This window comes from Vibrio sp. YT-17, assembly GCF_033337375.1.
Lineage (GTDB): Bacteria > Pseudomonadota > Gammaproteobacteria > Enterobacterales > Vibrionaceae > Vibrio > Vibrio alginolyticus.
In genome coordinates, this window is the sequence record NZ_JAWOQP010000009.1 from 106,831 (window position 1) to 132,579 (window position 25,749).

Consider the following 25,749-nt stretch of genomic DNA (forward strand, 5'->3'; position numbering starts at 1 on the left):
TTGTGTCTATATTAGCGTTTCCTATCAAACAGAGAATCATCGAACTTAGGACATCATGTTCAAGAAATTCGAATGTATAAATCAGACACATAAAAAAAAGCGCGACCCGATGAAGGTGTCGCGCTTAAGCCCGTCACAGGCTGAATTTATACACTAACGTGTAAACAAGATACCGCGTGAACGTCATTACCTAAAATGGTTGGCTTTGTCTTCGCACACTCTTCGGTTGCTTGTGGGCAACGAGTGCGGAATACACAACCCGACGGTGGGTTGATAGGTGAAGGAAGATCACCCTCTAGCATTTGGATTTTCTTATTGCGCTCAATATCCGGGTCCGGGATCGGAACCGCAGACATCAGCGCACGCGTATATGGGTGCTTAGGATCAGCAAACAGAGCCTCGGCCTCGCCAAGTTCCACGGCATTACCTAAATACATAACTAAAACGCGATCTGAAATGTGTTTAACGACAGACAAGTCATGCGCAATGAATACCAGAGAAAGCCCTAACTCTTTTTGAATCTCTTTAAGTAGGTTAACCACCTGAGCTTGAATAGATACATCAAGCGCCGATACTGGCTCGTCACAAATGATCATCTTAGGCTTAAGGATAAGCGCACGCGCTATCCCGATACGCTGACACTGACCACCCGAGAACTCGTGTGGGTAACGGTTAATCACGTTAGGTAATAGGCCAACTTTCGCCATCATCTCTTTAACGCGATCTTTCACTTCCTGCTTAGACAGTTCTGGATAGAATGTCTCAAGAGGTTCAGCAATGATATCACCAACAGTCATACGCGGATTCAGCGATGCCAATGGGTCTTGGAAAATCATCTGAATTTCTTTACGCGTCTCACGGCGCTGAACGCTTTTCATTTTAGTAAGGTCTTGACCCAACCACACTACTTGGCCGTCAGTAGCTTCAACCAGACCAATGATGGCACGAGCAAACGTCGATTTACCACAACCTGATTCACCTACTACACCAAGCGTTTCCCCTTCGTATAGTCGAACATTCACGCCATCTACCGCTTTCAGGCTCGAAGGCTTTGACCACGGCCATGCCGACTTTGAGGCAATGCTGAAGTGAACTTTCAGCTCAGAAATGTTCAGAATTAGTTTTTTGTCTACTGCGTTCATTTGTTCCAAGCCTCCCATTCAGAAAAACATGCACGCTGACGACCATCACCAAATGGTGTCAGAATTGGCGCCTCGCGCTTACAACGATCCATCACACGGTGACAGCGCTCTTGATAAGGGCAGCCCGGCGGTAGACGAAGCAAGTTTGGTGGATTACCAGGAATGGTCGGCAGAATTTCACCCTCAGTATCGAGGCGAGGAATCGCCTTCAGCAGCCCCTCCGCATAAGGATGGCTTGGATTGTAGAAAATTTCGTTTACGTTACCGTACTCCATAGTACGGCCTGCATACATCACCAGCACCTTGTCACACGAACCTGCAACCACACCAAGGTCGTGCGTGATCATGATGATCGCTGTGTTGAACTCAGATTTCAGCTCATTCAACAAGTCCATGATCTGTGCTTGTACCGTCACATCAAGTGCTGTTGTTGGCTCATCGGCAATAAGCAGTTTAGGACGACATAACAACGCCATCGCGATCATTACACGCTGACGCATACCGCCTGAAAACTCATGCGGGTACATCGTGATACGCTTACGCGCTTCAGGGATTTTTACCGCTTCCAGCATGCGTACTGATTCTTCAAATGCTTCCGCTTTGCCCATGCCTTTGTGCAGCATAAGCACTTCCATCAACTGATCACTCACTTTCATGTAAGGGTTCAGTGATGTCATTGGGTCTTGGAAGATCATTGCGATCTGTTCCGCACGCACTTTGTTCAGTTCTTTTTCTGGTAAGTTTAGGATTTCTTTGCCTTCAAACTTTGCGCTACCAGAAATAATACCGTTCTTAGCCAAAAGGCCCATGATTGCGAATACGGTTTGAGATTTACCTGATCCCGACTCTCCAACGATACCTAAGGTTTCGCCTTGGTTGAGAGAGAAGTTCAAATCGTTTACTGCGGTTACGATACCATCTTGCGTGGTGAATTCGACGCGCAGATCTTTGACATCTAATAAGCTCATCATTGCTTCCTTAATCTTATCTTTTAATTATCTGTCTTTTGGATCCAGCGCATCGCGCAGGCCGTCACCAACGTAGTTGAAGCAGAATAGCGTCACAACCATGAACACTGCTGGGAATGCCAGCTGCCAGATTGCTACTTCCATTGTCTGTGCACCTTCTTGTAGAAGAGCGCCCCAACTTGTCATTGGTTCCTGAACACCAAGACCAAGGAATGATAGGAATGATTCCGTTAGAATCATACTTGGGATAAGCAGCGTAGAGTATACCGCTACAATACCCAGTACGTTAGGTACGATATGACGAGTAATGATTTTCCAGTTGCTTACACCACACACATGTGCCGCTTCGATAAACTCCTTGCTACGTAGACTAAGAGTCTGACCACGTACGATACGCGCCATATCTAGCCATGCGATAGCACCAATCGCAACGAAGATCAGCATGATGTTACGACCGAAGAATGTTACCAGTACAATCACCAGGAACATAAACGGTACCGCGTATAAAATTTCTAGAATACGCATCATTACGCGGTCAACTTTACCGCCGATGAAACCAGATGCTGCGCCGTAGAGCGTACCAATCAGTACCGCTACAAATGCACCCATAACACCTACCATCAACGAAATACGACCTCCAATTAGCGTACGCACGTATAAATCACGGCCTAAGCTGTCAGTACCAAACCAATGGTCAGCATTCGGTGCAACGTGCATCGCGTACCAGTCAGTATCATCAAATGTGTACGGTGCGATCATTGGCAGGATAATAACGGCCAACGTCATTAGAACAAGAAGGAATAAGCTCACCATCGCCGCTTTGTTGCGCATGAAACGGATACGAGCATCTTGCCAAAGACTGCGACCTTCAATCTCCAAGTTTTCGGAGAATTTCTCAATCGCTTCTAGGTTTTCTTTTTTCGTTAACATAACCAAACGTCCCTGTTAGTAGCGAATTTTCGGGTCAATCATTGCAAGTAAAATATCTACAATCGCGTTGAATAGAATGAATAGGAAACCAATCAGAATGGTTACCCCCATTACTAGCGAGTAGTCACGGTTAAACGCAGCGTTAACGAATAGTTTACCAATACCAGGCAGACCAAAAATGGTTTCGATAACAACGGAACCGGTGATGATACCTACGAAAGCTGGACCCATGTAAGAAACAACAGGGAGAAGTGCCGGCTTAAGAGCGTGTTTGATAATGATATAACGGTAACTTAGACCTTTAGCACGTGCCGTACGAATAAAGTTACTGTTTAGGGTTTCGATCATCGAACCACGCGTAATACGAGCAAAGGTAGCAACATACAGTAGCGACATACCAATAACAGGAAGCACTAAATACTGCCAGCTACCATCTTGCCAACCGCCCGCAGGGAAGATATTCCAGTGAAGCGAGAATATGTAGATAAGCGCAGGCGCTAATACGAAGGATGGCATTACGACACCAAGCATCGCAGTCGACATAATGGTGTAATCAATCCAAGTATTTTGCTTGAGCGCAGCAATGGTACCGACGGTAACCCCCATTATCAAAGTAAAGATAAAGGCGATGAAGCCCACTTTAGCCGAAACAGGTAAGGCAACCGCGATCAGCTCGTTTACTGAGTAATCAAGGTATTTAAATGACGGTCCGAAATCGCCTTGGATAACATTGGTCAAATACGTGGTGTATTGTTCAAATACAGGTTTATCCAAGCCATATTTAGCTTCGATATTTGCCATTACTTCGGGTGGCAATGGACGCTCTGTCGAGAAAGGGTTTCCCGGTGCAAAGCGCATAAGAAAGAAAGATACGGTGATCAAAACCAACATTGTTGGGATCGCCTCAAATATCCTTTTTGCGATGAATTTAAGCATAAACTCACTCTTTCAGTCTGTGACAGTTAAATTAAAGAAGTCGTCCAATTCTTTTGGACTAAAGATAGGCGCTACATGCAATTTCTCACATGTAGGGCCTCATTTTTATAGTTCTATCGAGTTACGAATTACTCTGTGATGTAGAGATCTTTAGAGTAAATCTTGTCTTCCGCGTTATTTACTGGGAAGCCACCAACTTTCGGTGATAGTAGACGTGATTTCACGTACTGGTAGATAGGTGCGATTGGCATATCTTTTGCCATCAACTTCTCTGCTTCTAGGTAAAGTGCTTGGCGCTCTTCGTCAGAAGTTGAAGCAAATGCTTTGTTCATGATCGCATCGTACTCTTTGCTGTCGTAGTGAATACCACCAGTAGTGTTATTACTCATCATCAGCGTTAGGAAAGATGAAGCTTCGTTGTAGTCGCCACACCAACCTGCACGAGCAACCTCAAAGTTGCCAGAATCTTTGGTAGATAGGTAAGTTTTCCACTCTTGGTTTTCTAGCGTAACGTCTAGACCAAGTGTCTTCTTCCACATTGAACCCAGTGCAACCGCAAGTTTCTTGTGGTTCTCTGATGTATTGTATAGAAGGTTAAATTCAAGAGGGTTGTCTGCGCCGTAACCCGCTTCTTCCAATAGACGCGCAGCTTCTGCGTTACGCTCTTCTTGCGTCATTTTGCCGTATGCAGGAATTTCTGGGTTGAAACCTGCCGTAATTTCAGGTGTTAGGAAGTAAGCTGGCTTTTGACCTTGACCTAAAATCGCATCGGTCACAATGTTACGGTCAATCGCATAAGAAATCGCTTTACGCACACGAACATCATCAAACGGCTTTTTCTTCGTATTGAAGATGTAGTAGTAAGTACATAAGTTACCGGTTACCGACACTTCTTGTGGGTGCTCTTTCTTCAGACGCTTGAAGTGCTCTGTAGGCAGCTCGTTCGTGAAGTCGATTTCACCCGCTAGGAAGCGGTTCATTTCCGCTACTTGGTTCTCGATTGGTAGGAAAGTAACCTGGTCAAGCGTCGTGTTTTCGTTGTCCCAGTACTGTTCGTTACGTTTTAGAACCAAACGCTCGTTTACAACCCAGTTGTCAACAACATAAGCACCGTTACCTACAAAGTTCTCTGGCTTCGTCCATTGATCGCCGAACTTTTCAACAGTTGCTTGATGAACAGGTTTCACTGTCGTGTGGCCCATCATCATTACAAAATATGGTACTGCAGTATCTAACTCAACCACTAACGTGTGATCGTCAACCGCTTTAACACCTAACTCGCTCTTATCTTTTTTACCCGCAACAATGTCTTTTGCGTTCTTCATCTTGGTGTATTCCATGTACCAAGCATATGGAGAGGCGGTTGCTGGATCGACTGCGCGTTGGAAGCTGTAAACGAAATCACCTGCAGTGACAGGATCACCGTTTGACCATTTTGCGTCTTCACGTAAGTGGAAAGTGTATGTTTTGTTGTCTTCAGTTTCCCAAGATTCTGCAACACCAGGGATAGTGTTACCGTCCGCATCTTGGTTTACAAGGCCTTCAAGAAGATCGCGAATCACGTGGGATTCTGGAACACCTTGAGATTTATGAGGGTCTATTGTCGCAACTTCTGTACCGTTACCACGCACCAATTCTTGAACAGCAGCAAGTTTTGGCTCTTTAGAATCAGATTTAGCTTCAGGGGCTGGAGCCGGAGCAGGCTCAGCAGCTTGTTTCTCCGCAGGCTTTTCACCACAACCAGCTAGAGCGAGAGAAAGACCAGCACCAATAAATAAAGCGCGCGTGATTTTATTCTTATACATGCGTAAAACTCCAAATTTTTTCGTTAGCATCCATGACTTCTTTGTAAGGGCCTGGAACGGTCAGAGTTTTAGATTTTTTTAGTGCACTTTCTGAGCACAAAAGTCTAAAACCTTACAAAGACTGCGGCACACATTAGCAATCATTGAAGTAATTTGCCATAAAAATGTAGCAAAAAAACCAATAATGCTGACTAAACCACACATATCTAGCAGTAAACTCTAACCCCAAAGCATTCACCAGCCAAATAAAGACCAGAAGCGACATTTAACAGGCGAAACTTTCGATTAATCTGAGTTTAAACCATTTACTAGCATCTTATGCTAGATATTTACACATCATTTAACATTTATGACAAATCAAGTCTAACAAATAATTGTTTATATATTGGGCAAAAAACTTTTATTGTGAAGAATATCACCAGACAAAAGATAGGAAATATTGAAACAAAGTGAGCAATACAATGAAGATAAATACAAAAAAAGCTAAGTACCATTAGCACTTAGCTTTTTTCACTAGAATGCGGGTTAGTTCTATTTTTCCCAACGCTGTGCAGCTTGATGATCGGTGTCGCGCGACTCAACCCAACGATCTTCATTCGTCGTACGCTCTTTTTTCCAAAATGGAGCTTGGGTTTTCAGATAATCCATGATGAACTCGCACGCATCAAATGCCGCGCCGCGGTGCGCACTGGAAACGCCCACAAATACAATTTGATCACCGCTATCCATGTCTCCGACGCGATGAATCACGCGTACACCTAATAGTGGCCAGCGAGACTCAGCTTGATCACAAATGTCGCTCAAGCTCTTCTCTGTCATCCCCGGATAGTGCTCTAGATGTAAACCAATGACATTATCCCCAAGGTTCATATCTCGAACTTTACCAACGAATGTAACGACAGCGCCGGCAGCCGTCCCTTCAGATAGACGTTGATATTCTTGCTCAACCGAAAAGTCTTCAATTTGCACAGATACACGAGAATCCATCTTAACCCCCAGTTACCGGCGGGAAAAACGCAACTTCGTCACCTGCTTTTACTTGTGTATCCAAAGGGACGATGGATTGGTTCACTGCAGCAAGTAGCTTTCCTGGCTCGAGCGCTAAATCCCACTTGCCATCTTTCTTAGTGCCTTCTTCCACTAGATGTGCACGAATTGATTCAACCGTTTCAAACGGCCCGTCTAACTCGACACTGTCGATGCCAATCAGCTCGCGAGTTTGAGCAAAGAAAAGTACTTTAATCATGATTCCACCTTAAAGTGACCAGATTTACCACCCGTTTTCTCTAGTAGACGAACTTGACCAATGACCATGTCTTTTTGTACTGCTTTACACATATCGTAAATCGTTAGAGCAGCAACGGAAGCTGCCGTGAGCGCTTCCATTTCCACACCAGTTTTACCCGCAAGTTTACATACTGATTCGATGCGAACTTTGTTTTCTGTTTCGATAGCTTCCAGTTGAACTTCAACTTTAGAGAGTAGTAGCGGATGACAAAGTGGAATCAAATCCCAGGTTTTCTTCGCAGCTTGAATACCAGCAATACGAGCCGTCGCAAATACATCACCTTTATGGTGCTGGCCAGAGACAATCAGTTGAAGTGTTTCTGGGGCCATGTGAACAAATGCTTCAGCACGAGCTTCACGAACCGTCTCCGTTTTTGCTGACACGTCAACCATGTTTGCTTCGCCAGAAGCATTGATATGTGTAAATTGGGTCATTGTTTTTCCTTCGCTTTTAGGAAAGGTTATACAGATAGGTGTGGCATGAAGTTACAAGGGCGATGACTTGCATCCAACTGCTGTTTAATAATTTTTGTCCAGCCTGTGCGGCACGCACCAGTTGAACCTGGCATTGCGAAGATCACGGTGTGGTTAGCAAAACCAGCAATCGCACGAGACTGAATCGTAGACGTACCGATCTCTTCGTACGACACCATACGGAACAACTCACCAAAACCTTCAACTTCTTTATCAAATAGAGGCTTAAGTGCTTCTGGCGTGCTATCACGTGAGGTGAAACCTGTACCGCCAGTAATCATGATCGCTTGTACGCTTTCATCAGCAATCCATTGAGAAACAATCGCGCGGATCTTGTACATGTCATCAATAACAATTTGCTTGTCTACTACGTTGTGACCCGCTTCTTGAGCATGTTCAGCAAGGTAACGACCAGAGGTATCGTTTTCTTCAGTACGAGTGTCAGATACCGTTAGAACGGCAATATTTGCAGGTTGGAATTTGCTTTCAGCGTGACCCATTTGTTCACCTATTCTCTTAATTAGCTTTGATACGCTTGGTATCGATTCGGAAAAAGTTAGAGCCAGCTTATCAGTGAACTCGCTCTAAAAATTGAATGAAGTTAGCCGCCGATAGACGCGAGGTGTGGCGTCATACCAGTATTGCCATCATGCAAGAAATGGCTTACCGACTTGGTTTGTAACTGCGCCTGGATACGTTCAATAAGCTCACTCTCTTGCTCATCACGTTCCAAAAGATCACGCAATTCTACACCGTGGTCTCCAAACAGACATAGGTGCAGCTTACCCATCGCCGAAACGCGCAGTCGGTTGCAGCTTTCACAAAAGTCTTTTTCATAAGGCATGATAAGACCTATTTCACCCTTGTAATCAGGATGAACAAATACTTGCGCAGGACCATCATTATGCGAGCGCACTTTCAGCAACCAACCATTTGCAATTAGCTGGTTACGAATTGCCACTCCGGATACATGGTGCTTATTAAATAGCTCATCCATCTCACCCGTTTGCATCAACTCAATGAAACGCAGTTGGATTGGACGATCTTTTATCCAGTTAAGAAACGCTGGCAGCTCGTGATGGTTCAGATCTTTCATCAACACCACATTAACTTTTACTTGCTCATAACCGACCTCGAACGCACGTTCGATACCATTCATGACTTCAGTAAACTTATTTTCACCTGTGATTTGATGAAACATACGCGGGTCAAGGCTATCCACACTGACATTAATGTGGGTTAAACCCGCTTCACGCCAATCTGCGACTTGTTTTGCCATGCGATAGCCATTGGTTGTCGTTGCAACTTTTTGAATGCCAGGCGTCGCCGCTACTGAATGGATAATGTCGGTAAAATCTTTGCGTAAGCTAGGCTCACCACCAGTGATGCGCACTTTTGACGTGCCACAATCAGCGAATGCTTTTACGACCCGTTTGATTTCAGGGAGAGATAAAAAAGACGAGTTTTTATTGCCCGAAGGCTTATAGCCATCAGGAAGGCAATAGGTACATTTGAAATTACATACGTCGGTCACAGACAGACGCAAGTAATAAAACTTACGATGAAATTTGTCTTCGAATTGTTGCGCCACGGAACACCTTTCCAAACACGGGAGGCATGGCCATTTCCAATCATGCCCTTGTGACAGTATGCCACTGGCTCAAAACGCTTATCCAAGGACTTAGCAATAGTGAGCTCGGAGTTATGGCAACCAGAGATATGAAATCTCTGATAGCTTTGCGGTGTAAAATACTTAATATTTGTAATGGAATCCAGACTTGAGTGATAAAAAACTCTCTAGAGACACAATTTACCGCTAAGTGAGTACCTTTAAGACACTCCTTAAGATAAATTGTAGCCGTTTTTTATTAGATTATTAGAAGAACATAATGAATATCTACACAGATAAAAAAGTGGTCGCTGTTGGCGGTGGTCATGGCTTAGGTCGAATGCTGGCCGCATTACGAGATTTTGGCAGCAATGCAACTGGGATTGTTGCCACGACTGACAATGGTGGTTCAACAGGAAGAATTCGTCACTGCCAAGGAGGAATCGCTTGGGGAGACACACGTAACTGTATTAATCAGCTCATTACAGAGCCTTCGATCAGTTCTATGATGTTTGAATATCGCTTCAAAGGCACTGGCGAACTTGATGGTCATAATCTTGGTAATTTGATGCTTACTGCACTCGATAACTTATCGGTCAGACCTTTAGATGCCATTAATCTGATTCGCAATATGTTAAAAGTCGACGTTAACATCCTTCCTATGTCCGAACACCCTTCGGATCTTTCCGCGTTATCCGTAGATGGGAAGTGGGTTACGGGAGAAACAAATGTCGACGAAATGAAAGCAGACTTGCGACGTTTGGATCTTTCACCAGAAGTGCCTGCTACCAAAGAAGCCATCACAGCTTTGGCGGAAGCGGACGCGATTATTCTTGGCCCTGGCAGTTTTTTAACTAGTATCATGCCTCCTTTATTGCTGCCTGAACTCGGCAAAGCGATTGCAGCAAACACAAAAGCAAAAGTCATTTTTGTTGCTAACCTGAGTCCAGAATACGGCCCAGCGGGACGAATGACGATGGCTCAAAAATTAGAATGGTGTGAACGTGCCTGTCAAGGAAGAAAAATAGACGTGGTTCTAGCAGAGAAAACCGAGCAAGACGTCTTAAGTCAATGGAATGTAGTGACGGAGTCACTCGCCTCCTCTAACCGAGACTGGCGTCACGATAGAAACAAGCTCAAACTAGCGATTGAAAATCAGCTACAACTTTCTATTTAAGAGCACGTTACCTGGCTAGCGCCCTCTTTTAAGGTGTTTATTGATAATGAAAACCCTTCTGTCATCGAAGGGTTTTAGTTCAGGCATCCAGTAAGAACAGATGTTTACTAAGAAAAAATGGTTAATAGGAATAAATAGTTACTGTCGCCAAGAGCGATAAGCATCTCGAGTTTCGTGCAAAAGATCGAACATAACCTCTAACTCCTCAGACTCCGCACTCAACTCACCGGCTTTCGCTTTTTTGTCTATGGACATCGCCAGTTCACAAAGGCGATCTGCCCCAAAGCTCGCAGCACTACTTTTCAACGCGTGGCTGATTTCTTTTGAGTAAGCTAATCGCTCTGCCCCCTGCAGTTGGGATAAGTTCTCGATATAGGTATCCATTTCTCCTAGGAAGATATCGAACAGTACAGGTACGTTGTCACTGCCAATTTCCATCGACAGTTCATCTATTTTTTGCTGATTTAATACATTTACACTCATACTTTTTGCCGCTCTTCCTTGCCGTTCCATGCCTGTAACTTGCGGTAAATCGTCGACGGACTGACATCAAGGTATCCCGCCGCTCGAGGAATATTGCCATCACATGCTTCAATCGCTTGCTCGATTGCCATTTTTTCCGTCATCCATAATGGCATAATCTCAGATGCGGTCATCGCTTTCGGCTCAATTAATTTAGCCACAGACGACGGACGGTCAAGCGGTTGATTCAACGGTGGCGGTAACATGTCCAACGTAATCTCTTTACCGTTGTTTAGAACAACGATATTGCGTAGCACGTTTTGTAACTGACGAACGTTACCCGGCCACTCATAGCTGTTGAATCGCTCGATGACATCAGGCGCAAAACGTATGAAGCTTTTTCCTTCTTCGTGTGACATGTAACCTAGCAGTGAGTATGCAATTTCAATAACATCTTCGCCTCGTTCGCGTAAAGGCGGTAAATGCAAAGGAATGACATACAAACGATAGTACAAATCTTCACGGAATCGACCTTCTTGTACCTCTTTCCAGGGATCACGGTTAGTGGCACAAACAAAGCGCACATCCACGCTCTTCATTTTTGAGGAACCCACTTTTTGGAATGTGCCCGTTTGAATAAATCGTAGCAACTTGGTTTGTAAATCCAAGTCCATCTCACAAAGCTCATCTAGAAAAAGTGTGCCGCCATCCGCTAACTCAGCTGCCCCTTGACGATCATTCGCAGCGCCAGTAAAGGCCCCTTTTACGTGACCAAACAGTTCACTCTCAATCAAATCTTTTGGAATTGCAGCACAGTTAATTGCAATAAAAGGTTTGTCACCACGTTTACTTGCTGCGTGAATAGCCTCGGCACATACCTCTTTACCAGTACCACTTTCACCTGTGATAAAAATACTCGCTTTACTGCTCGCCGCTGAATCTATCGTACGGTAAACCTGCTGCATGGTTTGGCTACTGCCGATAAACCCCTGATAGCTCTGATTGCCTGGATTATCGGCTTCATTTTTTAGCTTGGTCGCTTTACGAATTGCATTGTTAACCGTGACACGTAAACGGTCCGCTTCACACGGTTTAATTAGAAAGTCTTGTGAGCCATGACGCATGGCCTCGACAGCGGTATCGATAGAACCGTGAGCGGTCATAAAAATTATAGGTACGTCGGGATGACTCTTTTTAACGGCATGTAAAACGTCCATCCCCGTCATATCTGGCAGACGGAGATCGAGTAAAATAAGATCTGGAATTCGATGATTTAGGCTCTCAATGGCATCCCTACCTGTGCCGACAATATTGATATCTATGCCAAGCGGTGTCAGGTATGAGCGGTACAGAGCCGCAACAGATGCGGTGTCCTCGACCATTAAAAGGTAACGAGACTTTGGGCCTTCGGGTTTTTGTTGCATAACCTAGCTATTATTTTGTTGTGTTTTAAACAATAATCGCATTACGCTTTGCATTTTGCAAATAACATTAGCTAAATTATGGGCAAAGGAAAAAATTCAAAAATAATATCAATTATTTAAAAAGTGGCACAAACCATGCTGTAACGATAGTGACCCCTCGGGTCACCTAGCCAACTGACGTTGTTAGTGAACGATATGTTCACAAAACAAGCCAATAGACCCGACTGCCTATTGGCTTCTTTTTTTTTACAAGCGACCTAAAATGCTTGGATAGTTAAATCGGTAAGTTTGTTCAACTATTTGCGATGAACTGCGCTCGTAGTTTTTCAATCTCGTCACGCTTTTGTGCCGCTAACTCAAATTCTAAATCTTGCGCATGCTGATACATCGCTGCCTCCAGTCGACTGATTTCTTTTTCTAGCTGCTGAGGGGACAGTGCCTCGTAAGTTTGCGAAGGCTCCGCCACTTTCGATAATGGTACCTGTTTAGTGTTACGCTGGCGTTTAGACTTAGTGATATCGCCAAGTTCCATGATGTCTTTGATATTTCGTTTGAGCGCTTGTGGCGAAATACCCATTTCTTCGTTGTACGCTTCCTGCTTCTCGCGACGACGGTTAGTTTCATCCATCGCCTTTTTCATTGAGTTGGTGATTCGGTCAGCGTATAAAATCGCCTTACCTTCGATGTTTCGTGCAGCACGACCAATGGTCTGAATGAGTGAGCGTTCAGACCGCAAGAAGCCCTCTTTATCCGCATCCAAAATTGCAACTAACGAGACCTCTGGCATATCCAGGCCCTCTCTCAATAAGTTTATTCCCACCAGCACGTCAAATTCCCCAAGACGAAGGTCACGGATAATTTCCACACGCTCAACAGTATCAATGTCTGAGTGTAAATAACGTACCTTAACATCATGTTCGTGAAGGTATTCGGTGAGATCTTCAGCCATTCGTTTGGTCAGTGTTGTAACCAGAACTCGTTCATCTTTAGCAGCGCGAATACGGATCTCAGACAATAGGTCGTCGACTTGGGTCGCTACTGGGCGAACTTCCAACTCAGGGTCAAGCAAGCCTGTAGGACGAACGACTTGATCCGCCACATCACCCGCCGATTTTTCTAGTTCGTAATTTCCGGGCGTAGCAGAGACGAAAATCGTTTGTGGCGCTAGTGCTTCAAACTCCTCAAACTTCAGTGGACGATTATCCAAAGCTGAAGGTAACCGGAAACCAAACTCCACCAGCGTTTCTTTACGCGAACGGTCGCCTTTATACATGGCACCTATCTGCGGTACTGTCACGTGAGATTCATCGATGATCAACAAGCCATCATGAGGTAAGTAGTCAAACAGGGTTGGTGGCGGCTCACCTTCCGAGCGTCCACTGAGATAACGAGAATAGTTTTCGATACCGGAGCAAAAGCCCAACTCATTCATCATTTCGATATCGAATTGAGTGCGCTGGCTAATTCGCTGCTCTTCCAGTAGCTTGTTGTTATCTAGAAGCTGCTTTTTGCGCACTTCTAGTTCGACTTTAATATTTTCAATCGCTTCAAGAATGCGATCTCTTGGCGTGACATAGTGCGTCTTGGGATAGATGGTATAGCGCGGCAAGTCTCGTTGTTTCACCACGCCTGTCAATGGATCGAACACACTGATGCAATCCACCTCATCGTCAAACATCTCAACGCGCACAGCGTCTTGGTCTGATTCGGCTGGGAAGATGTCAATCACTTCACCTCGAACACGGAATTGGCCACGCTCAAATGCAACGTCATTGCGTGAGTATTGCAGCTCTGCAAGACGGCGTAGCATATCGCGCTGGTCAATCACATCACCGCGACGTAGGTGCAGCATCATTTGTAGATACGATTCAGGATCACCCAAGCCATAGATAGCCGATACCGATGCAACAATAATGGCATCTTTACGTTCTAGTAGTGCTTTTGTAGCAGACAAACGCATTTGTTCTATATGCGCGTTAACTGAAGCGTCTTTCTCTATAAAGGTATCCGTGGTCGGAACGTACGCTTCAGGTTGGTAGTAATCGTAGTAAGAAACAAAATACTCAACCGCATTATTAGGAAAGAATGACTTCATCTCACCATATAACTGAGCAGCAAGCGTTTTGTTTGGCGCAAGTAATATTGCAGGTCGTTGGGCTTGAGCAATCACATTCGCTAGTGTGAAGGTTTTACCTGAGCCTGTGACCCCCAACAAGGTTTGATGTGCTAGCCCAGCATCGAGCCCCTCAAGCAACTGATTGATCGCTCCTGGTTGATCGCCCGACGGCTGATAATCGGAGACCAATTCATAGACTTTACTCATACCCTTCCTCAATTTTACTGCGCTTTGGCTGTATATATATACACCTTAGCTAATGAAATCTACGTCTATCGAGAATTTAACCATCATTGTTAATAAATTTTCTTGTTTGTCTAGAATGCTATAGCCATACAAAAGTGACTCTGATATAGTACTTCGCCCTAGTTGAAGAGCTACACACATTCTTCACATTATAGTTTCCACAACTTTTCCCCAAAAATTAGCTTAAAACTTTCTTATCCCCAAAAGATTGATTTTTATCCACTTTGAATACCTTTTGATTAACATCGATAAACCTCTGTTTTATTTGGTTATTTTACGCATAACTCTGACTAAAGATTCATTAAGTAAAAACTTAGTTGCATATCAATTTTCTTTACCCAGATCTCATCAACATACTTATCCACAAATTTAGTGGATAACTAACCTCGAGCCTTTACTGGCAAGCCATACAGAAAAGTAAAGCCCTTAACTCAATATTTTTTTCTAAAAATGTATTTTTTTACTGTTGACAGTAGTTTGAGTGCTCGGTAAGATTCTTCCCGCTTTCAAGCAAAGCAATTCCTCCTTAGCTCAGTTGGTAGAGCGACGGACTGTTAATCCGCAGGTCGCTGGTTCGAGCCCAGCAGGAGGAGCCAGATTATAGAAAAGCCGTGTCGCAAGACACGGCTTTTTTGTATCTTAATCGCCATGAAATCTAAGCCAATCTAGGCGTCATAAAATCACACCGAAATAAGTTCAAATTACAGAACTCATAACATTGTCATAGATAGTGTTCTCACAGTACCACACATTTAATTCTGTCTCTTTTCTAGCAAAAAACAATCATAACCAATTGAATCTATTATTAATGCAATTTAATCATTGAAAAAATGAAAAGCATTCATTTTACTCATACCAAATAAATCCATACGATTAAAAGGGTTAAGAATGGTTCCGTCCTACTCGTCGCCTCCATTCTAATTATCAATAACTTAGGGATTTACTTATGACTATTCCGACAACTGACATGCTAGATGCATGGGCTGGATTTACTGCTGGTGAATGGCAAAACTCTGTCAACACTCGTGACTTCATCCAAAAAAACTATACACCCTATGAGGGAGACGAGTCTTTCTTAGCCGAGGTTAGCAAATCCACTTCAGCATTATGGAACCAAGTGCTTGAAGGCATAAAACAAGAAAGCCGCACACACGCCCCTATTGATTTTGACACAGACTTGCCCTCAACAATCACTTCCCACGATGCAGGCTACATCAACAAAGATCTGGAAAAGATCGTTGGCTTACAAACTGATCAACCGCTAAAACGTGCAATCATCGCCAATGGCGGGATTCGCATGGTAAAAAACTCGTGCGAAGTTTATGGCCGCGAATTGGATCCAACGGTTGAAAAAATCTTCACTGAATACCGTAAAACTCACAACAAAGCGTGTTTCGACCTTTACACCAAAGAAATTCTAGCCTGTCGTAAATCCGGCATCATCACGGGCCTTCCTGATGCTTATGGCCGTGGTCGTATCATTGGTGACTATCGCCGTCTCGCCCTATACGGTATCGACTTCTTAAAAGCAGACAAAAAAGAACAATACAATTCAACACAAACGTTCTTAGAACAAGGCAACGATCTTGAGAAAACACTTCGTCTTCGCGAAGAAATAGCCGATCAAGTTCAAGCACTTGAAGACATTCGTCAAATGGGTCTGAAATACGGCATTGATATGTCGCTACCTGCAAAAACAGCACAAGAAGCGATCCAATTTACCTACTTTGGCTACCTAGCGGCGGTTAAATCGCAAAACGGCGCAGCAATGTCACTGGGCCGTACTTCGACTTTCCTAGACGTCTATCTAGAGCGCGATATCGCAAACGATTTGATTGATGAATCACAAGCGCAAGAAATGATTGACCACTTCATCATGAAGCTACGCATGGTTCGCTTCCTACGCACACCAGAATACGATTCATTGTTTTCTGGCGACCCAATCTGGGCAACCGAAGCCATGGCAGGTATGGGTGTTGATGGCCGTACACTAGTATCTAAAACGACATTCCGATACTTACATACGCTACATACTATGGGCCCTGCTCCTGAACCAAATATGACGATTCTTTGGTCAGAGCAATTGCCTGAAGCGTTCAAACAATATGCTGCAAAAGTGTCGATTGATACCTCTTCGGTTCAATACGAAAACGACGATCTAATGCGTCCTGATTTCGACAATGACGACTACGCGATTGCCTGTTGTGTGAGCCCGCAGGTTGTTGGTCAGCACATGCAATTCTTTGGTGCACGTGCCAACCTTGCAAAAGCACTGCTTTACACCATCAATGGTGGTATCGATGAAAAATCGAAAGCGCAAGTGGGTCCGGTAGTGGACAAAGTTCAAGATGAAATTCTCGACTTTGACGCTTTGATGCCTCGTTTCGACAATATGTTGGAGTGGCTAGCAACGCAATACGTCACAGCGTTGAACATCATCCATTATTCGCATGACCGTTACAGCTACGAAGCATCACTGATGGCATTGATGGATCGCGACGTGCACCGCACGATGGCGTGTGGTATTGCAGGTCTGTCTGTTGTTGCAGACTCTTTAGCAGCAATTAAATACGCAACCGTGAAACCCGTTCGTGATGAAGATGGCATCGCCGTTGATTTTAAAATCGAAGGTGATTATCCAAAATTTGGTAACAACGATGCCCGTGTTGATGACATCGCTTGTGATCTAGTTGAGCGCTTCATGAAGAAAATTCAGAAGATGCACACCTACCGCGAAGCAGTGCCAACTCAATCGATTTTAACAATCACATCTAACGTGGTTTACGGTAAAAAAACGGGTAATACACCAGATGGCCGTCGCGCAGGTATGCCTTTTGGACCGGGTGCAAACCCAATGCACGGTCGTGATGAAAAAGGGGCGGTTGCGTCTCTGGCATCGGTTTCTAAATTACCGTTCGCTTACGCTAAAGATGGTATTTCTTACACTTTCTCAATTGTGCCTAACGCATTGGGTAAAGATGACTTGAGTCAGAAGAAGAACCTAGCTGCGCTAATGGATGGTTACTTCCATCACGAAGCAAGCAACGAGGGCATTGCGATTGAAGGTGGTCAACACCTTAACGTCAACGTTCTAGACCGAGAGATGTTATTGGATGCGGTTGAACATCCAGAGAAATACCCTCAGTTGACGATTCGAGTGTCTGGTTATGCGGTACGTTTTAACTCTCTAACGACAGAGCAACAGCAAGACGTCATCACTCGTACCTTCACGAGTAAGATATAAACACAGTCCATCAAGCACTCAGAAAGTTTAAATAATTAGCTTGTAAATATACATTGCCCGCCTCTCTTTTCTACCTGGGAGAGGCGGGCTTTTTTTAAAATCACACATTAGATGAAAATTAATAGGTAGTATCCTCTCGCTAACAATACATTCAGCAAACGATTCAATTTCTTATTGATTCATCAAAATAGATCAAATAGACGACTATTTTTCCATCGTGTATGTAAAACCACATCGTTCACTGGTTGTTATTGGTGTCACAAAACACGATAATATCAAGATCGGATTTTAAGAACGTAATAACTATGACCGAATATGTTTTGTTGTTGGTCGGCACTGTGCTGGTGAACAACTTTGTACTGGTGAAGTTTTTGGGCCTATGTCCTTTCATGGGTGTGTCCAAAAAACTGGAAACAGCAATAGGTATGGGCTTAGCGACAACTTTTGTGCTAACGCTCGCGTCAGTGTGTGCGTATTTAGTGGAAAGCTACATCCTTCGTCCACTAGGTATTGAGTACCTTCGAACCATGAGTTTTATTTTGGTGATAGCCGTTGTGGTGCAGTTCACCGAAATGGTTGTGCACAAAACCAGCCCGACGCTTTATCGCTTGCTTGGCATTTTCTTACCGCTGATCACAACAAACTGCGCAGTATTGGGCGTGGCACTTCTTAACATTAATGAAAACCATAACTTTATTGAATCGATCATCTACGGCTTCGGCGCCGCTGTTGGTTTCTCATTGGTGTTGATACTTTTTGCATCCATGCGAGAGCGCATAGCCGCCGCCGACGTTCCTGTACCTTTTAAAGGTGCATCAATAGCAATGATTACAGCAGGTTTAATGTCACTCGCCTTTATGGGCTTTACAGGTTTGGTGAAGTAAGCGATGAGTACGATTTTAATTGCGATTATCGCGTTAGCGGTTCTGGCTGCGATTTTCGGCGCGATACTTGGTTTTGCTTCTATTCGCTTTAAAGTTGAAGCGGACCCTATTGTGGATCAAATCGACGCCATTTTACCGCAAACTCAATGCGGTCAATGTGGCTACCCTGGTTGCCGTCCTTATGCTGAAGCAATTGCAAATGGCGACCACATCAACAAATGTCCCCCTGGAGGCCAGGCAACAATCGAAAAGCTCGCCGACTTAATGGGTGTTGAGCCAGAAGAATCTGCGCACGATCTCGACAGCAAAATTCCAACCGTTGCGTTTATTCATGAAGACATGTGTATTGGCTGCACTAAGTGTATTCAGGCGTGTCCGGTGGATGCAATTGTAGGCGGAACAAAGGCGGTCCATACCGTAATCAAAGACGAATGTACGGGCTGTGACTTGTGTGTTGCCCCATGTCCGACTGATTGTATTGAAATGATTCCTGTGGCAACGACCACAGAAAGCTGGAAGTGGCAACTTCACTCCATTCCAGTACTTAACATTACGGATGCTGCCGACAATGCAGCGAACGTGAAAGATTCAATTAAGTAAGGTTTCACATGTTGTCTTTGATTGAACAAATTCGTACAGGCGCGCTTTGGGATTTCCCAGGTGGTGTGCATCCGGCAGAAAATAAAAAGCAGTCCAACAAAACTGAACTCGCTCATGCGGCTATCCCGTCAGAAATTGTATTGCCGCTAAAACAGCACATTGGTAAAGCGGGTAACCTACTGGTTGCCGAAGGTGACTACGTATTAAAAGGTCAGCCATTAACGCAATCGGAGACCGGCTTTACGGTTCCAGTGCATGCTCCAACATCAGGTACGCTCACCGCGATTGAGCCACGAACTGTCGCGCACCCTTCTGGGTTAAGTGAGTTGTGCGCAGTCATCACGCCTGATGGGAAAGATGCATGGTGTGAAAGAAACCCCGTCGCAGATTACCAACAAGAAACCCCTGACGCACTGATTGATATTATTCGTCTCGCTGGTATTTCTGGTATGGGTGGCGCAGGCTTCCCTACTGCAAAAAAAATCCAATCAGGTTTTGCTCGTACCGAGATTCTTATCGTTAATGCAGCAGAGTGCGAGCCATACATCACGTCTGATGACAAGCTCATGCAAGAACATGCCGAAGAGCTTATTCAAGGTATCGAAATTGTCGAACATATCCTGACACCAAAGCTCACGATTATTGGCATTGAAGACAACAAGCCAGAAGCAATCAAAGCGCTAGAAGCTGCGGCTATAAACAAAGATATCGTTATTCGCGTTATCCCGACTAAATACCCTTCTGGCGGTGAAAAACAGCTGATCAAAATTTTAACCAATAAAGAAGTACCAAGTGGCGCGATTCCAGCCGATATTGGTATTTTGGTTCAGAATGTTGGTTCTCTTTACGCTATAAAACGCGCAGTCATCGACGGTGAACCGATGATAAAGCGCATCGTGACTCTCACTGGTAAAACCTTCAAACAACCACGCAACGTTTGGGCATTGTTAGGGACACCAGTACAAGCACTGTTGGATGAGTTTGGCTATAAAGCAGATAAGAAGTTACAGCGTTTAATTATGGGTGGGCCAATGATGGGCTTTACCCTTCCTCACTCCCAAGTGCCGATTACCAAGACAGCAAACTGTATCCTTGCTCCGACTCGTCGTGAGATCTCTCCGCACCAGTATGAGATGGAATGTATTCGCTGTAGCCAATGTGCAGAAGCGTGCCCTGCTTCGCTGCTGCCTCAACAACTGCAATGGCATGCAAAAGCTGAAGAGTATGACAAACTCGAAGAATTAAACTTAAAGGATTGTATCGAGTGCGGCGCTTGTGCGTTTGTATGTCCAAGTGAAATTCCGCTCGTACAGTACTACCGCCAAGCGAAAGCAGAAATTAGAACTAGAACACAAGAAGCGGAAGCTGCAGAGCGAGCAAAAGTGCGTTTTGAAGAGAAAAAAGCGCGTATGGAACGCGAAAAAGCAGAACGTGAAAATCGCTTCAAGAAAGCTGCCGATCAGCGCCGTAAAGAGATGAAGTCTTCTGGCGGCGATGATGCGATAGCAGCAGCAATCGCACGAGTGAAAGCTCAAAAGACAGAAACCACAGAAAAAACAGAGCCAGCAGTAAAACCAGCCGTAGCGGCAGCCATTGCCAAAGCGAAGGCGAAACAAGCGGCAGCAGCTAAAGCAGGCTATAGTGAACCTGATAACTCAGAAATGGCAAAACTGCGCGAAGAGCGCAAACGTCTTGCTCGCGAACGGAAAGCGCAAAAAGAACAAGGCGAAACGCCAGACAATAACGCTGATGATAAAAAGTCGGCAGTTGCGGCCGCCATCGCCCGAGCTAAAGCGAAAAAAGCACAACAAGAAGATTCAACTGAATCTGTAGAATCGGAAACGTCTGCACTGCAAGACAGCGATCCGAAGAAAGCCGCGGTTGCTGCTGCCATTGCACGTGCCAAAGCACGTAAAGCGAAGCAAGCAGACTCAACTGAAGCGGAAGAAGCTGACGCACCTGATGAGCAAACCGACGATCCGAAAAAAGCCGCAGTTGCCGCTGCAATTGCTCGAGCCAAAGCGCGCAAAGCTAAGCAAGCAGACTCAACCGAAGCGGAAGAAGCTGACGCACCTGCCGAGCAAACCGAAGATCCGAAAAAAGCCGCCGTGGCTGCTGCGATTGCACGTGCCAAAGCACGTAAAGCGAAGCAAGCAGACTCAACTGAAGCGGAAGAAGCTGAAGCACCTACTGAGCAAACCGACGATCCGAAAAAAGCCGCCGTGGCTGCTGCGATTGCACGTGCCAAAGCGCGAAAAGCGAAGCAAGCAGACTCAACTGAAGCGGAAGAAGCTGACGCACCTGCCGAGCAAACCGACGATCCGAAAAAAGCCGCAGTTGCCGCTGCAATTGCTCGAGCCAAAGCGCGCAAAGCGAAGCAAGCAGACTCAGCTGAAGCGGAAGAAGCTGAAGCACCTGCCGAGCAAACCGACGATCCGAAAAAAGCCGCCGTGGCAGCTGCCATTGCACGTGCCAAAGCACGTAAAGCGAAGCAAGAAACGCAAACTGAGCCTGTTGAAGACGCAACTTCTGAAGAACCAGAAGTGGATCCGAAGAAAGCCGCGGTTGCCGCAGCAATTGCGCGCGCGAAGGCTCGTAAAGCGAAACAAGCAGACTCAACTGAAGCGGAAGCAGCTGAAGCACCTGCCGAGCAAACCGAAGATCCGAAAAAAGCCGCCGTGGCAGCTGCCATCGCTCGAGCCAAAGCGCGCAAAGCGAAGCAAGAAACGCAAACAGAGCCTGTTGAAGAAGCAACCTCCGAAGAACCAGAAGTGGATCCGAAGAAAGCCGCGGTTGCCGCAGCAATTGCGCGCGCGAAGGCACGCAAAGCGCAACAAGAAGCTAATAAAAATAATACTGAGGAGAACGAGTAGTGTCGTTTTTTATTGCCAGTTCACCGCATACCCACAGTCGTCGTAATACGCCAGACTTAATGAAATGGGTGGCACTTTGCGCACTTCCAGGTTTAGTAGCTCAAACCTACTTCTTTGGCTGGGGTACGCTGATTCAGCTGATTTTTGCCATTGCAGTCGCTGTATCCCTTGAAGCCTTAGTCATGATCTGTCGTAAACGCTCACCAATGAGAGCGCTACGTGATAACAGTGCAATAGTTACCGCTTGGTTGTTAGCCGTTGCTATACCACCATGGTCTCCGTGGTGGATTATGGTGATCGGGCTTATTTTTGCGATAGTAATCGCTAAACACCTCTATGGTGGCCTTGGACAAAACTTATTCAACCCTGCAATGGTCGCTTATGTGGTCTTGTTGATCTCTTTCCCAGTACAAATGACGAGTTGGAGTGCACCGACATCACTCATACCTGATCATGTAAATTTTGCAGATACACTCTCTTTAATTTTTACGGGCTATGATTACGACGGCTTATCACTTCAGCAAGTTCGCTCAGGTGTTGACGGTGTGACAATGGCGACACCACTTGATGCATTTAAGACTGGCATTCTTACAGGTGCCACTCCAAGCGAAGTAATGTCGCAGCCGATATTTGATGGCTTAGGTGGTATTGGTTGGCAATGGGTAAACCTTGCTTACCTTCTTGGCGGCATAGTCATGATCAAAAAGCGTATCATCCAATGGTATATTCCAGCAGGTTTCCTTGCGAGTCTGACTCTGTTTAGCCTAGTGTTCACGTTGCTGACGCCAGGGGAAACTGCGTCGCCAATTTTACACTTGTTATCTGGTGCAACCATGCTTGGCGCATTCTTTATTGCAACCGATCCCGTTTCGGCGTCTACCACCGTCAAAGGACGTTTAATCTTCGGTGCGCTTATTGGTGCTTTGGTTTTTATCATTCGCAGTTGGGGCGGTTTCCCAGATGGTGTTGCATTTGCAGTGTTGCTTGCAAATATGTGTGTGCCACTGATCGATTACTACACCAAACCTAGAACTTACGGTCACTGAGGTAAACATGTTAACCGCTATTAGAAAAAATGGTCTGACACTCGCGATATTTGCATGTGCAACAACCGGATTAGTCGCCCTTACTCAGTACCTAACAAAAGACCAAATCAAGGTACAAGAGCAAAAACAATTACTTTCTGTTTTGAATCAAGTCATTCCAGAAAACATGCATGACAACGCACTCACGCAAGCTTGTACAATGGTCACGTCTCCAGATCTGGGGACATTACGTGCGATGCCAGCCTACCTCGCCACGAAGAATGGTGAACCAACAGCAATCGCAATAGAATCTATCGCGCCAGATGGCTACAATGGTGAGATAAAAGTGATTACTGGGATTGATAATCAGGGCAATATTTTGGGGACACGCGTCCTAAACCACCAAGAAACCCCTGGTCTGGGCGATAAAATCGATCTTCGTGTCACCGACTGGATCCTGAGCTTTACAGGAAAACAAGTCACGGAAAACAATTGGAATTCGTGGAAAGTTCGTAAAGATGGCGGCGATTTCGATCAATTTACTGGTGCAACGATCACGCCAAGAGCCGTCGTAAAAGTGGTGCGAAATACCGTTAACTACGTAAACCAATCTCGTGAAGACATTCTTAACCAGCCGTTAGGCTGTGAAGGAGAGCAGTAATGAATGAGAATAAATTACTGATGAAAAACGGTATGTGGAGTAACAACCCCGCTCTCGTACAACTGCTGGGCTTATGTCCACTGCTAGCGGTTTCTTCCACGATAACCAATGCATTAGGTCTTGGTATTGCAACCTTACTCGTGCTAGTTGGATCCAACGTAACAGTTTCTCTTATTCGTAACTATGTGCCAAAAGAGATCCGTATACCTGTATTCGTTATGATCATTGCCTCACTCGTTACCTGCGTTCAGTTGTTAATGAATGCCTATGCGTATGGTTTATACCTATCTCTTGGTATCTTTATTCCTCTGATTGTAACCAACTGCATCATTATTGGTCGAGCTGAAGCATATGCTTCAAAAAATGATGTTGCGCCTGCAGCATTAGACGGTTTATGGATGGGGCTTGGTATGACAAGCGTTTTGGTCGTGCTAGGTGCCATGCGTGAGTTAATTGGTAATGGCACACTATTCGACGGGGCAGATCTGCTATTAGGAGACTGGGCATCCGCTCTCCGCATTCAAGTTTTCCAATTTGACAACAGCTTTCTGCTAGCGCTTCTTCCACCCGGTGCATTTATCGGCGTTGGTCTGTTGATAGCGCTTAAAAATGTCATCGATAATTCAGTCCAGGCACGTCAACCAAAAGAAGAAAAACCAACCATAGAACGTGCTCGCGTCACTAACGCATAACAAGATAAGGCTCTGTCATAGGAGCCTTTTTCATAAACCGCAGAGACGGTATTGGAAGTCAGCAATGAACAAAATAAAAAGAATCGAAATTCTTGAGCGATTACGAGAAAACAATCCGAATCCTCAAACTGAGCTTAACTGGAGCTCCCCTTTTGAGCTGCTAATCGCGGTATTATTATCAGCTCAAGCAACCGATGTAAGCGTCAATAAAGCCACCGACAAGCTTTTCCCTGTAGCGAATACACCTCAAAGCATTCTTGATTTGGGAGTCGATGGCTTAAAAGAATACATAAAGACCATCGGTTTGTTTAACTCAAAGGCAGAAAACACAATCAAGACTTGTAAGATCTTGTTGGAAAAACACAATGGTGAAGTTCCTGAAGATCGTGCCGCGTTAGAAGCGCTACCAGGCGTAGGTCGCAAGACCGCAAACGTCGTGCTCAACACCGCTTTTGGTTGGCCAACTATTGCCGTCGATACGCACATTTATCGCGTGTCGAATCGCACTAAATTTGCGATGGGAAAAACGGTTGATGATGTCGAGCAGAAGCTATTAAAAGTTGTGCCAAAAGAGTTCAAACTCGATGTGCACCACTGGCTCATTCTTCATGGTCGTTATACGTGCGTAGCAAGAAAGCCTCGCTGCGGTAGCTGCATTATCGAAGATTTGTGCGAATATAAAGAGAAAGTATACCCAGATAGCTAACGCTATTTGTAAATCAAAGCTAGGAGCAAAAAATGTCAAACGGTCGAATTCTCCACACTATGCTTCGCGTAGGTGATCTAGACAAATCCATCAAGTTTTACACTGAAGTTATGGGCATGCAGCTGCTTCGTACTAACGAAAATAAAGAGTACGAATACACGCTAGCGTTTCTTGGTTATGGTGACGAATCCCAAGGTGCAGTGATCGAACTGACTTACAACTGGGGTAAAACTGAGTATGACCTAGGTACTGCTTTTGGTCATATCGCCATTGGTGTTGATGATATCTACACAACTTGCGACGCTATCAAAGCGGCGGGCGGTAATGTGACTCGTGAGCCAGGTCCAGTAAAAGGCGGAAGCACGCACATTGCATTCGTAAAAGACCCAGATGGTTATATGATTGAGCTTATTCAAAACAAGCAAGCTTCAGCAGGTCTTGAAGGCTAAGCGGCACTTCTAATAATCACTTGTACTGCAAGTTGAACT

Annotated in this window: 23 protein-coding genes, 1 tRNA gene and 1 riboswitch; of the genes, 11 read left to right on the forward strand and 13 right to left on the reverse strand. The window is 45.0% G+C overall.

Going from position 1 to position 25,749, the window contains the following annotated elements; translation table 11 throughout:
- Positions 1-146: 146 nt before the first annotated feature.
- From oppF to moaA, 10 genes are all read right to left on the reverse strand, one after another.
- A complete protein-coding gene (gene oppF, locus R7F67_RS10885) occupies positions 147-1,160 on the reverse strand; it encodes a murein tripeptide/oligopeptide ABC transporter ATP binding protein OppF (protein WP_315956455.1) in 1,014 nt (337 codons plus the stop codon).
- Entirely contained in the window at positions 1,139-2,110 is a 972-nt protein-coding gene (locus tag R7F67_RS10890) for an ABC transporter ATP-binding protein (protein WP_005380792.1), read from the reverse strand. The genes oppF and R7F67_RS10890 overlap by 22 nt, the downstream gene beginning before the upstream one ends.
- Before the next feature lie 27 nt (positions 2,111-2,137).
- Positions 2,138-3,040 carry an oligopeptide ABC transporter permease OppC gene (oppC, locus tag R7F67_RS10895; protein WP_017633861.1) on the reverse strand — a complete coding sequence of 301 codons (903 nt, stop codon included), beginning with the start codon at positions 3,038-3,040 and terminating at the stop codon, positions 2,138-2,140.
- Positions 3,041-3,055: 15 nt separating this feature from the next.
- Entirely contained in the window at positions 3,056-3,976 is a 921-nt protein-coding gene (oppB, locus tag R7F67_RS10900; protein ID WP_005380786.1) for an oligopeptide ABC transporter permease OppB, read from the reverse strand.
- 128 nt (positions 3,977-4,104) lie between these two features.
- Positions 4,105-5,781 carry an ABC transporter substrate-binding protein gene (locus R7F67_RS10905; RefSeq protein WP_017633862.1) on the reverse strand — a complete coding sequence of 559 codons (1,677 nt, stop codon included), beginning with the start codon at positions 5,779-5,781 and terminating at the stop codon, positions 4,105-4,107.
- A gap of 531 nt (positions 5,782-6,312) precedes the next feature.
- Positions 6,313-6,768: a molybdopterin synthase catalytic subunit MoaE gene (gene moaE, locus R7F67_RS10910; RefSeq protein ID WP_017821374.1), complete on the reverse strand. Its 456-nt coding sequence runs from the start codon at positions 6,766-6,768 to the stop codon at positions 6,313-6,315.
- 1 nt (position 6,769) lies between these two features.
- Positions 6,770-7,027 carry a molybdopterin synthase sulfur carrier subunit gene (gene moaD / locus R7F67_RS10915; protein WP_005388938.1) on the reverse strand — a complete coding sequence of 86 codons (258 nt, stop codon included), beginning with the start codon at positions 7,025-7,027 and terminating at the stop codon, positions 6,770-6,772.
- Positions 7,024-7,503, reverse strand: a complete 480-nt coding sequence (gene moaC / locus R7F67_RS10920) for a cyclic pyranopterin monophosphate synthase MoaC (protein ID WP_005388936.1) — start codon at positions 7,501-7,503, stop codon at positions 7,024-7,026. The genes moaD and moaC overlap by 4 nt, the downstream gene beginning before the upstream one ends.
- Positions 7,504-7,529: 26 nt before the next feature.
- Positions 7,530-8,042: a molybdenum cofactor biosynthesis protein B gene (moaB, locus tag R7F67_RS10925; RefSeq protein WP_005388935.1), complete on the reverse strand. Its 513-nt coding sequence runs from the start codon at positions 8,040-8,042 to the stop codon at positions 7,530-7,532.
- 101 nt (positions 8,043-8,143) lie between these two features.
- The gene (moaA, locus tag R7F67_RS10930) at positions 8,144-9,133 is read right to left on the reverse strand and encodes a GTP 3',8-cyclase MoaA (protein ID WP_017636052.1); all 990 of its coding nucleotides are present in this window, start codon (positions 9,131-9,133) and stop codon (positions 8,144-8,146) included.
- Positions 9,122-9,256: riboswitch (molybdenum cofactor riboswitch) on the reverse strand. Its footprint overlaps the gene before it by 12 nt.
- A gap of 175 nt (positions 9,257-9,431) precedes the next feature.
- Between moaA and R7F67_RS10935 the strand changes: the two genes are divergently transcribed.
- Complete coding sequence (locus R7F67_RS10935) at positions 9,432-10,328, forward strand: YvcK family protein (protein ID WP_005388931.1); 897 nt, start codon at positions 9,432-9,434, stop codon at positions 10,326-10,328.
- A gap of 138 nt (positions 10,329-10,466) precedes the next feature.
- On the opposite strand, the gene luxU is transcribed toward R7F67_RS10935, so the two are convergent.
- From luxU to uvrB, 3 genes are all read right to left on the reverse strand, one after another.
- A complete protein-coding gene (gene luxU, locus R7F67_RS10940) occupies positions 10,467-10,811 on the reverse strand; it encodes a quorum-sensing phosphorelay protein LuxU (RefSeq protein ID WP_213961894.1) in 345 nt (114 codons plus the stop codon).
- Positions 10,808-12,214 carry a quorum-sensing sigma-54 dependent transcriptional regulator LuxO gene (luxO, locus tag R7F67_RS10945; RefSeq protein ID WP_005380768.1) on the reverse strand — a complete coding sequence of 469 codons (1,407 nt, stop codon included), beginning with the start codon at positions 12,212-12,214 and terminating at the stop codon, positions 10,808-10,810. Before luxO ends, luxU begins: the two co-directional genes overlap by 4 nt.
- A gap of 292 nt (positions 12,215-12,506) precedes the next feature.
- A complete protein-coding gene (uvrB, locus tag R7F67_RS10950) occupies positions 12,507-14,537 on the reverse strand; it encodes an excinuclease ABC subunit UvrB (RefSeq protein ID WP_017636056.1) in 2,031 nt (676 codons plus the stop codon).
- Between the two features lie 559 nt (positions 14,538-15,096).
- Here uvrB and R7F67_RS10955 point away from each other — a divergent pair.
- From R7F67_RS10955 to gloA, 10 genes are all read left to right on the forward strand, one after another.
- A tRNA-Asn gene (locus R7F67_RS10955) sits at positions 15,097-15,172 on the forward strand.
- Between the two features lie 350 nt (positions 15,173-15,522).
- Positions 15,523-17,820 carry a formate C-acetyltransferase gene (gene pflB / locus R7F67_RS10960; protein WP_065274718.1) on the forward strand — a complete coding sequence of 766 codons (2,298 nt, stop codon included), beginning with the start codon at positions 15,523-15,525 and terminating at the stop codon, positions 17,818-17,820.
- 305 nt (positions 17,821-18,125) lie between these two features.
- Positions 18,126-18,704 carry an electron transport complex subunit RsxA gene (gene rsxA / locus R7F67_RS10965; protein ID WP_005380762.1) on the forward strand — a complete coding sequence of 193 codons (579 nt, stop codon included), beginning with the start codon at positions 18,126-18,128 and terminating at the stop codon, positions 18,702-18,704.
- Between the two features lie 3 nt (positions 18,705-18,707).
- Positions 18,708-19,304: an electron transport complex subunit RsxB gene (gene rsxB / locus R7F67_RS10970; RefSeq protein ID WP_005380760.1), complete on the forward strand. Its 597-nt coding sequence runs from the start codon at positions 18,708-18,710 to the stop codon at positions 19,302-19,304.
- Positions 19,305-19,312: 8 nt separating this feature from the next.
- Positions 19,313-22,177 carry an electron transport complex subunit RsxC gene (gene rsxC, locus R7F67_RS10975; RefSeq protein ID WP_213917063.1) on the forward strand — a complete coding sequence of 955 codons (2,865 nt, stop codon included), beginning with the start codon at positions 19,313-19,315 and terminating at the stop codon, positions 22,175-22,177.
- On the forward strand, positions 22,177-23,223 hold the full coding sequence (rsxD, locus tag R7F67_RS10980; protein ID WP_033907336.1) for an electron transport complex subunit RsxD: 1,047 nt from the start codon (positions 22,177-22,179) through the stop codon (positions 23,221-23,223). The genes rsxC and rsxD overlap by 1 nt, the downstream gene beginning before the upstream one ends.
- Positions 23,224-23,230: 7 nt before the next feature.
- Positions 23,231-23,863 carry an electron transport complex subunit RsxG gene (gene rsxG / locus R7F67_RS10985; RefSeq protein WP_047103464.1) on the forward strand — a complete coding sequence of 211 codons (633 nt, stop codon included), beginning with the start codon at positions 23,231-23,233 and terminating at the stop codon, positions 23,861-23,863.
- The gene (locus tag R7F67_RS10990; protein WP_054867993.1) at positions 23,863-24,555 is read left to right on the forward strand and encodes an electron transport complex subunit E; all 693 of its coding nucleotides are present in this window, start codon (positions 23,863-23,865) and stop codon (positions 24,553-24,555) included. The genes rsxG and R7F67_RS10990 overlap by 1 nt, the downstream gene beginning before the upstream one ends.
- 64 nt (positions 24,556-24,619) lie before the next feature.
- Entirely contained in the window at positions 24,620-25,261 is a 642-nt protein-coding gene (gene nth, locus R7F67_RS10995; protein WP_005380743.1) for an endonuclease III, read from the forward strand.
- A gap of 32 nt (positions 25,262-25,293) precedes the next feature.
- A complete protein-coding gene (gene gloA, locus R7F67_RS11000; RefSeq protein WP_005380739.1) occupies positions 25,294-25,710 on the forward strand; it encodes a lactoylglutathione lyase in 417 nt (138 codons plus the stop codon).
- Positions 25,711-25,749: the final 39 nt, after the last annotated feature.

Excerpts from the sequence above, each read along its gene's own strand:
- oppF (WP_315956455.1), bottom strand. The coding sequence starts at position 1,160 with ATGGGAGGCTTGGAACAAATGAACGCAGTAGACAAAAAACTAATTCTG.
- R7F67_RS10890 (WP_005380792.1), bottom strand. The coding sequence starts at position 2,110 with ATGAGCTTATTAGATGTCAAAGATCTGCGCGTCGAATTCACCACGCAA.
- oppC (WP_017633861.1), bottom strand. The coding sequence starts at position 3,040 with ATGTTAACGAAAAAAGAAAACCTAGAAGCGATTGAGAAATTCTCCGAA.
- oppB (WP_005380786.1), bottom strand. The coding sequence starts at position 3,976 with ATGCTTAAATTCATCGCAAAAAGGATATTTGAGGCGATCCCAACAATG.
- R7F67_RS10905 (WP_017633862.1), bottom strand. The coding sequence starts at position 5,781 with ATGTATAAGAATAAAATCACGCGCGCTTTATTTATTGGTGCTGGTCTT.
- moaE (WP_017821374.1), bottom strand. The coding sequence starts at position 6,768 with ATGGATTCTCGTGTATCTGTGCAAATTGAAGACTTTTCGGTTGAGCAA.
- moaD (WP_005388938.1), bottom strand. The coding sequence starts at position 7,027 with ATGATTAAAGTACTTTTCTTTGCTCAAACTCGCGAGCTGATTGGCATC.
- moaC (WP_005388936.1), bottom strand. The coding sequence starts at position 7,503 with ATGACCCAATTTACACATATCAATGCTTCTGGCGAAGCAAACATGGTT.
- moaB (WP_005388935.1), bottom strand. The coding sequence starts at position 8,042 with ATGGGTCACGCTGAAAGCAAATTCCAACCTGCAAATATTGCCGTTCTA.
- R7F67_RS10935 (WP_005388931.1), top strand. The coding sequence starts at position 9,432 with ATGAATATCTACACAGATAAAAAAGTGGTCGCTGTTGGCGGTGGTCAT.
- luxU (WP_213961894.1), bottom strand. The coding sequence starts at position 10,811 with ATGAGTGTAAATGTATTAAATCAGCAAAAAATAGATGAACTGTCGATG.
- luxO (WP_005380768.1), bottom strand. The coding sequence starts at position 12,214 with ATGCAACAAAAACCCGAAGGCCCAAAGTCTCGTTACCTTTTAATGGTC.
- uvrB (WP_017636056.1), bottom strand. The coding sequence starts at position 14,537 with ATGAGTAAAGTCTATGAATTGGTCTCCGATTATCAGCCGTCGGGCGAT.
- pflB (WP_065274718.1), top strand. The coding sequence starts at position 15,523 with ATGACTATTCCGACAACTGACATGCTAGATGCATGGGCTGGATTTACT.
- rsxA (WP_005380762.1), top strand. The coding sequence starts at position 18,126 with ATGACCGAATATGTTTTGTTGTTGGTCGGCACTGTGCTGGTGAACAAC.
- rsxB (WP_005380760.1), top strand. The coding sequence starts at position 18,708 with ATGAGTACGATTTTAATTGCGATTATCGCGTTAGCGGTTCTGGCTGCG.
- rsxC (WP_213917063.1), top strand. The coding sequence starts at position 19,313 with ATGTTGTCTTTGATTGAACAAATTCGTACAGGCGCGCTTTGGGATTTC.
- rsxG (WP_047103464.1), top strand. The coding sequence starts at position 23,231 with ATGTTAACCGCTATTAGAAAAAATGGTCTGACACTCGCGATATTTGCA.
- R7F67_RS10990 (WP_054867993.1), top strand. The coding sequence starts at position 23,863 with ATGAATGAGAATAAATTACTGATGAAAAACGGTATGTGGAGTAACAAC.
- nth (WP_005380743.1), top strand. The coding sequence starts at position 24,620 with ATGAACAAAATAAAAAGAATCGAAATTCTTGAGCGATTACGAGAAAAC.
- gloA (WP_005380739.1), top strand. The coding sequence starts at position 25,294 with ATGTCAAACGGTCGAATTCTCCACACTATGCTTCGCGTAGGTGATCTA.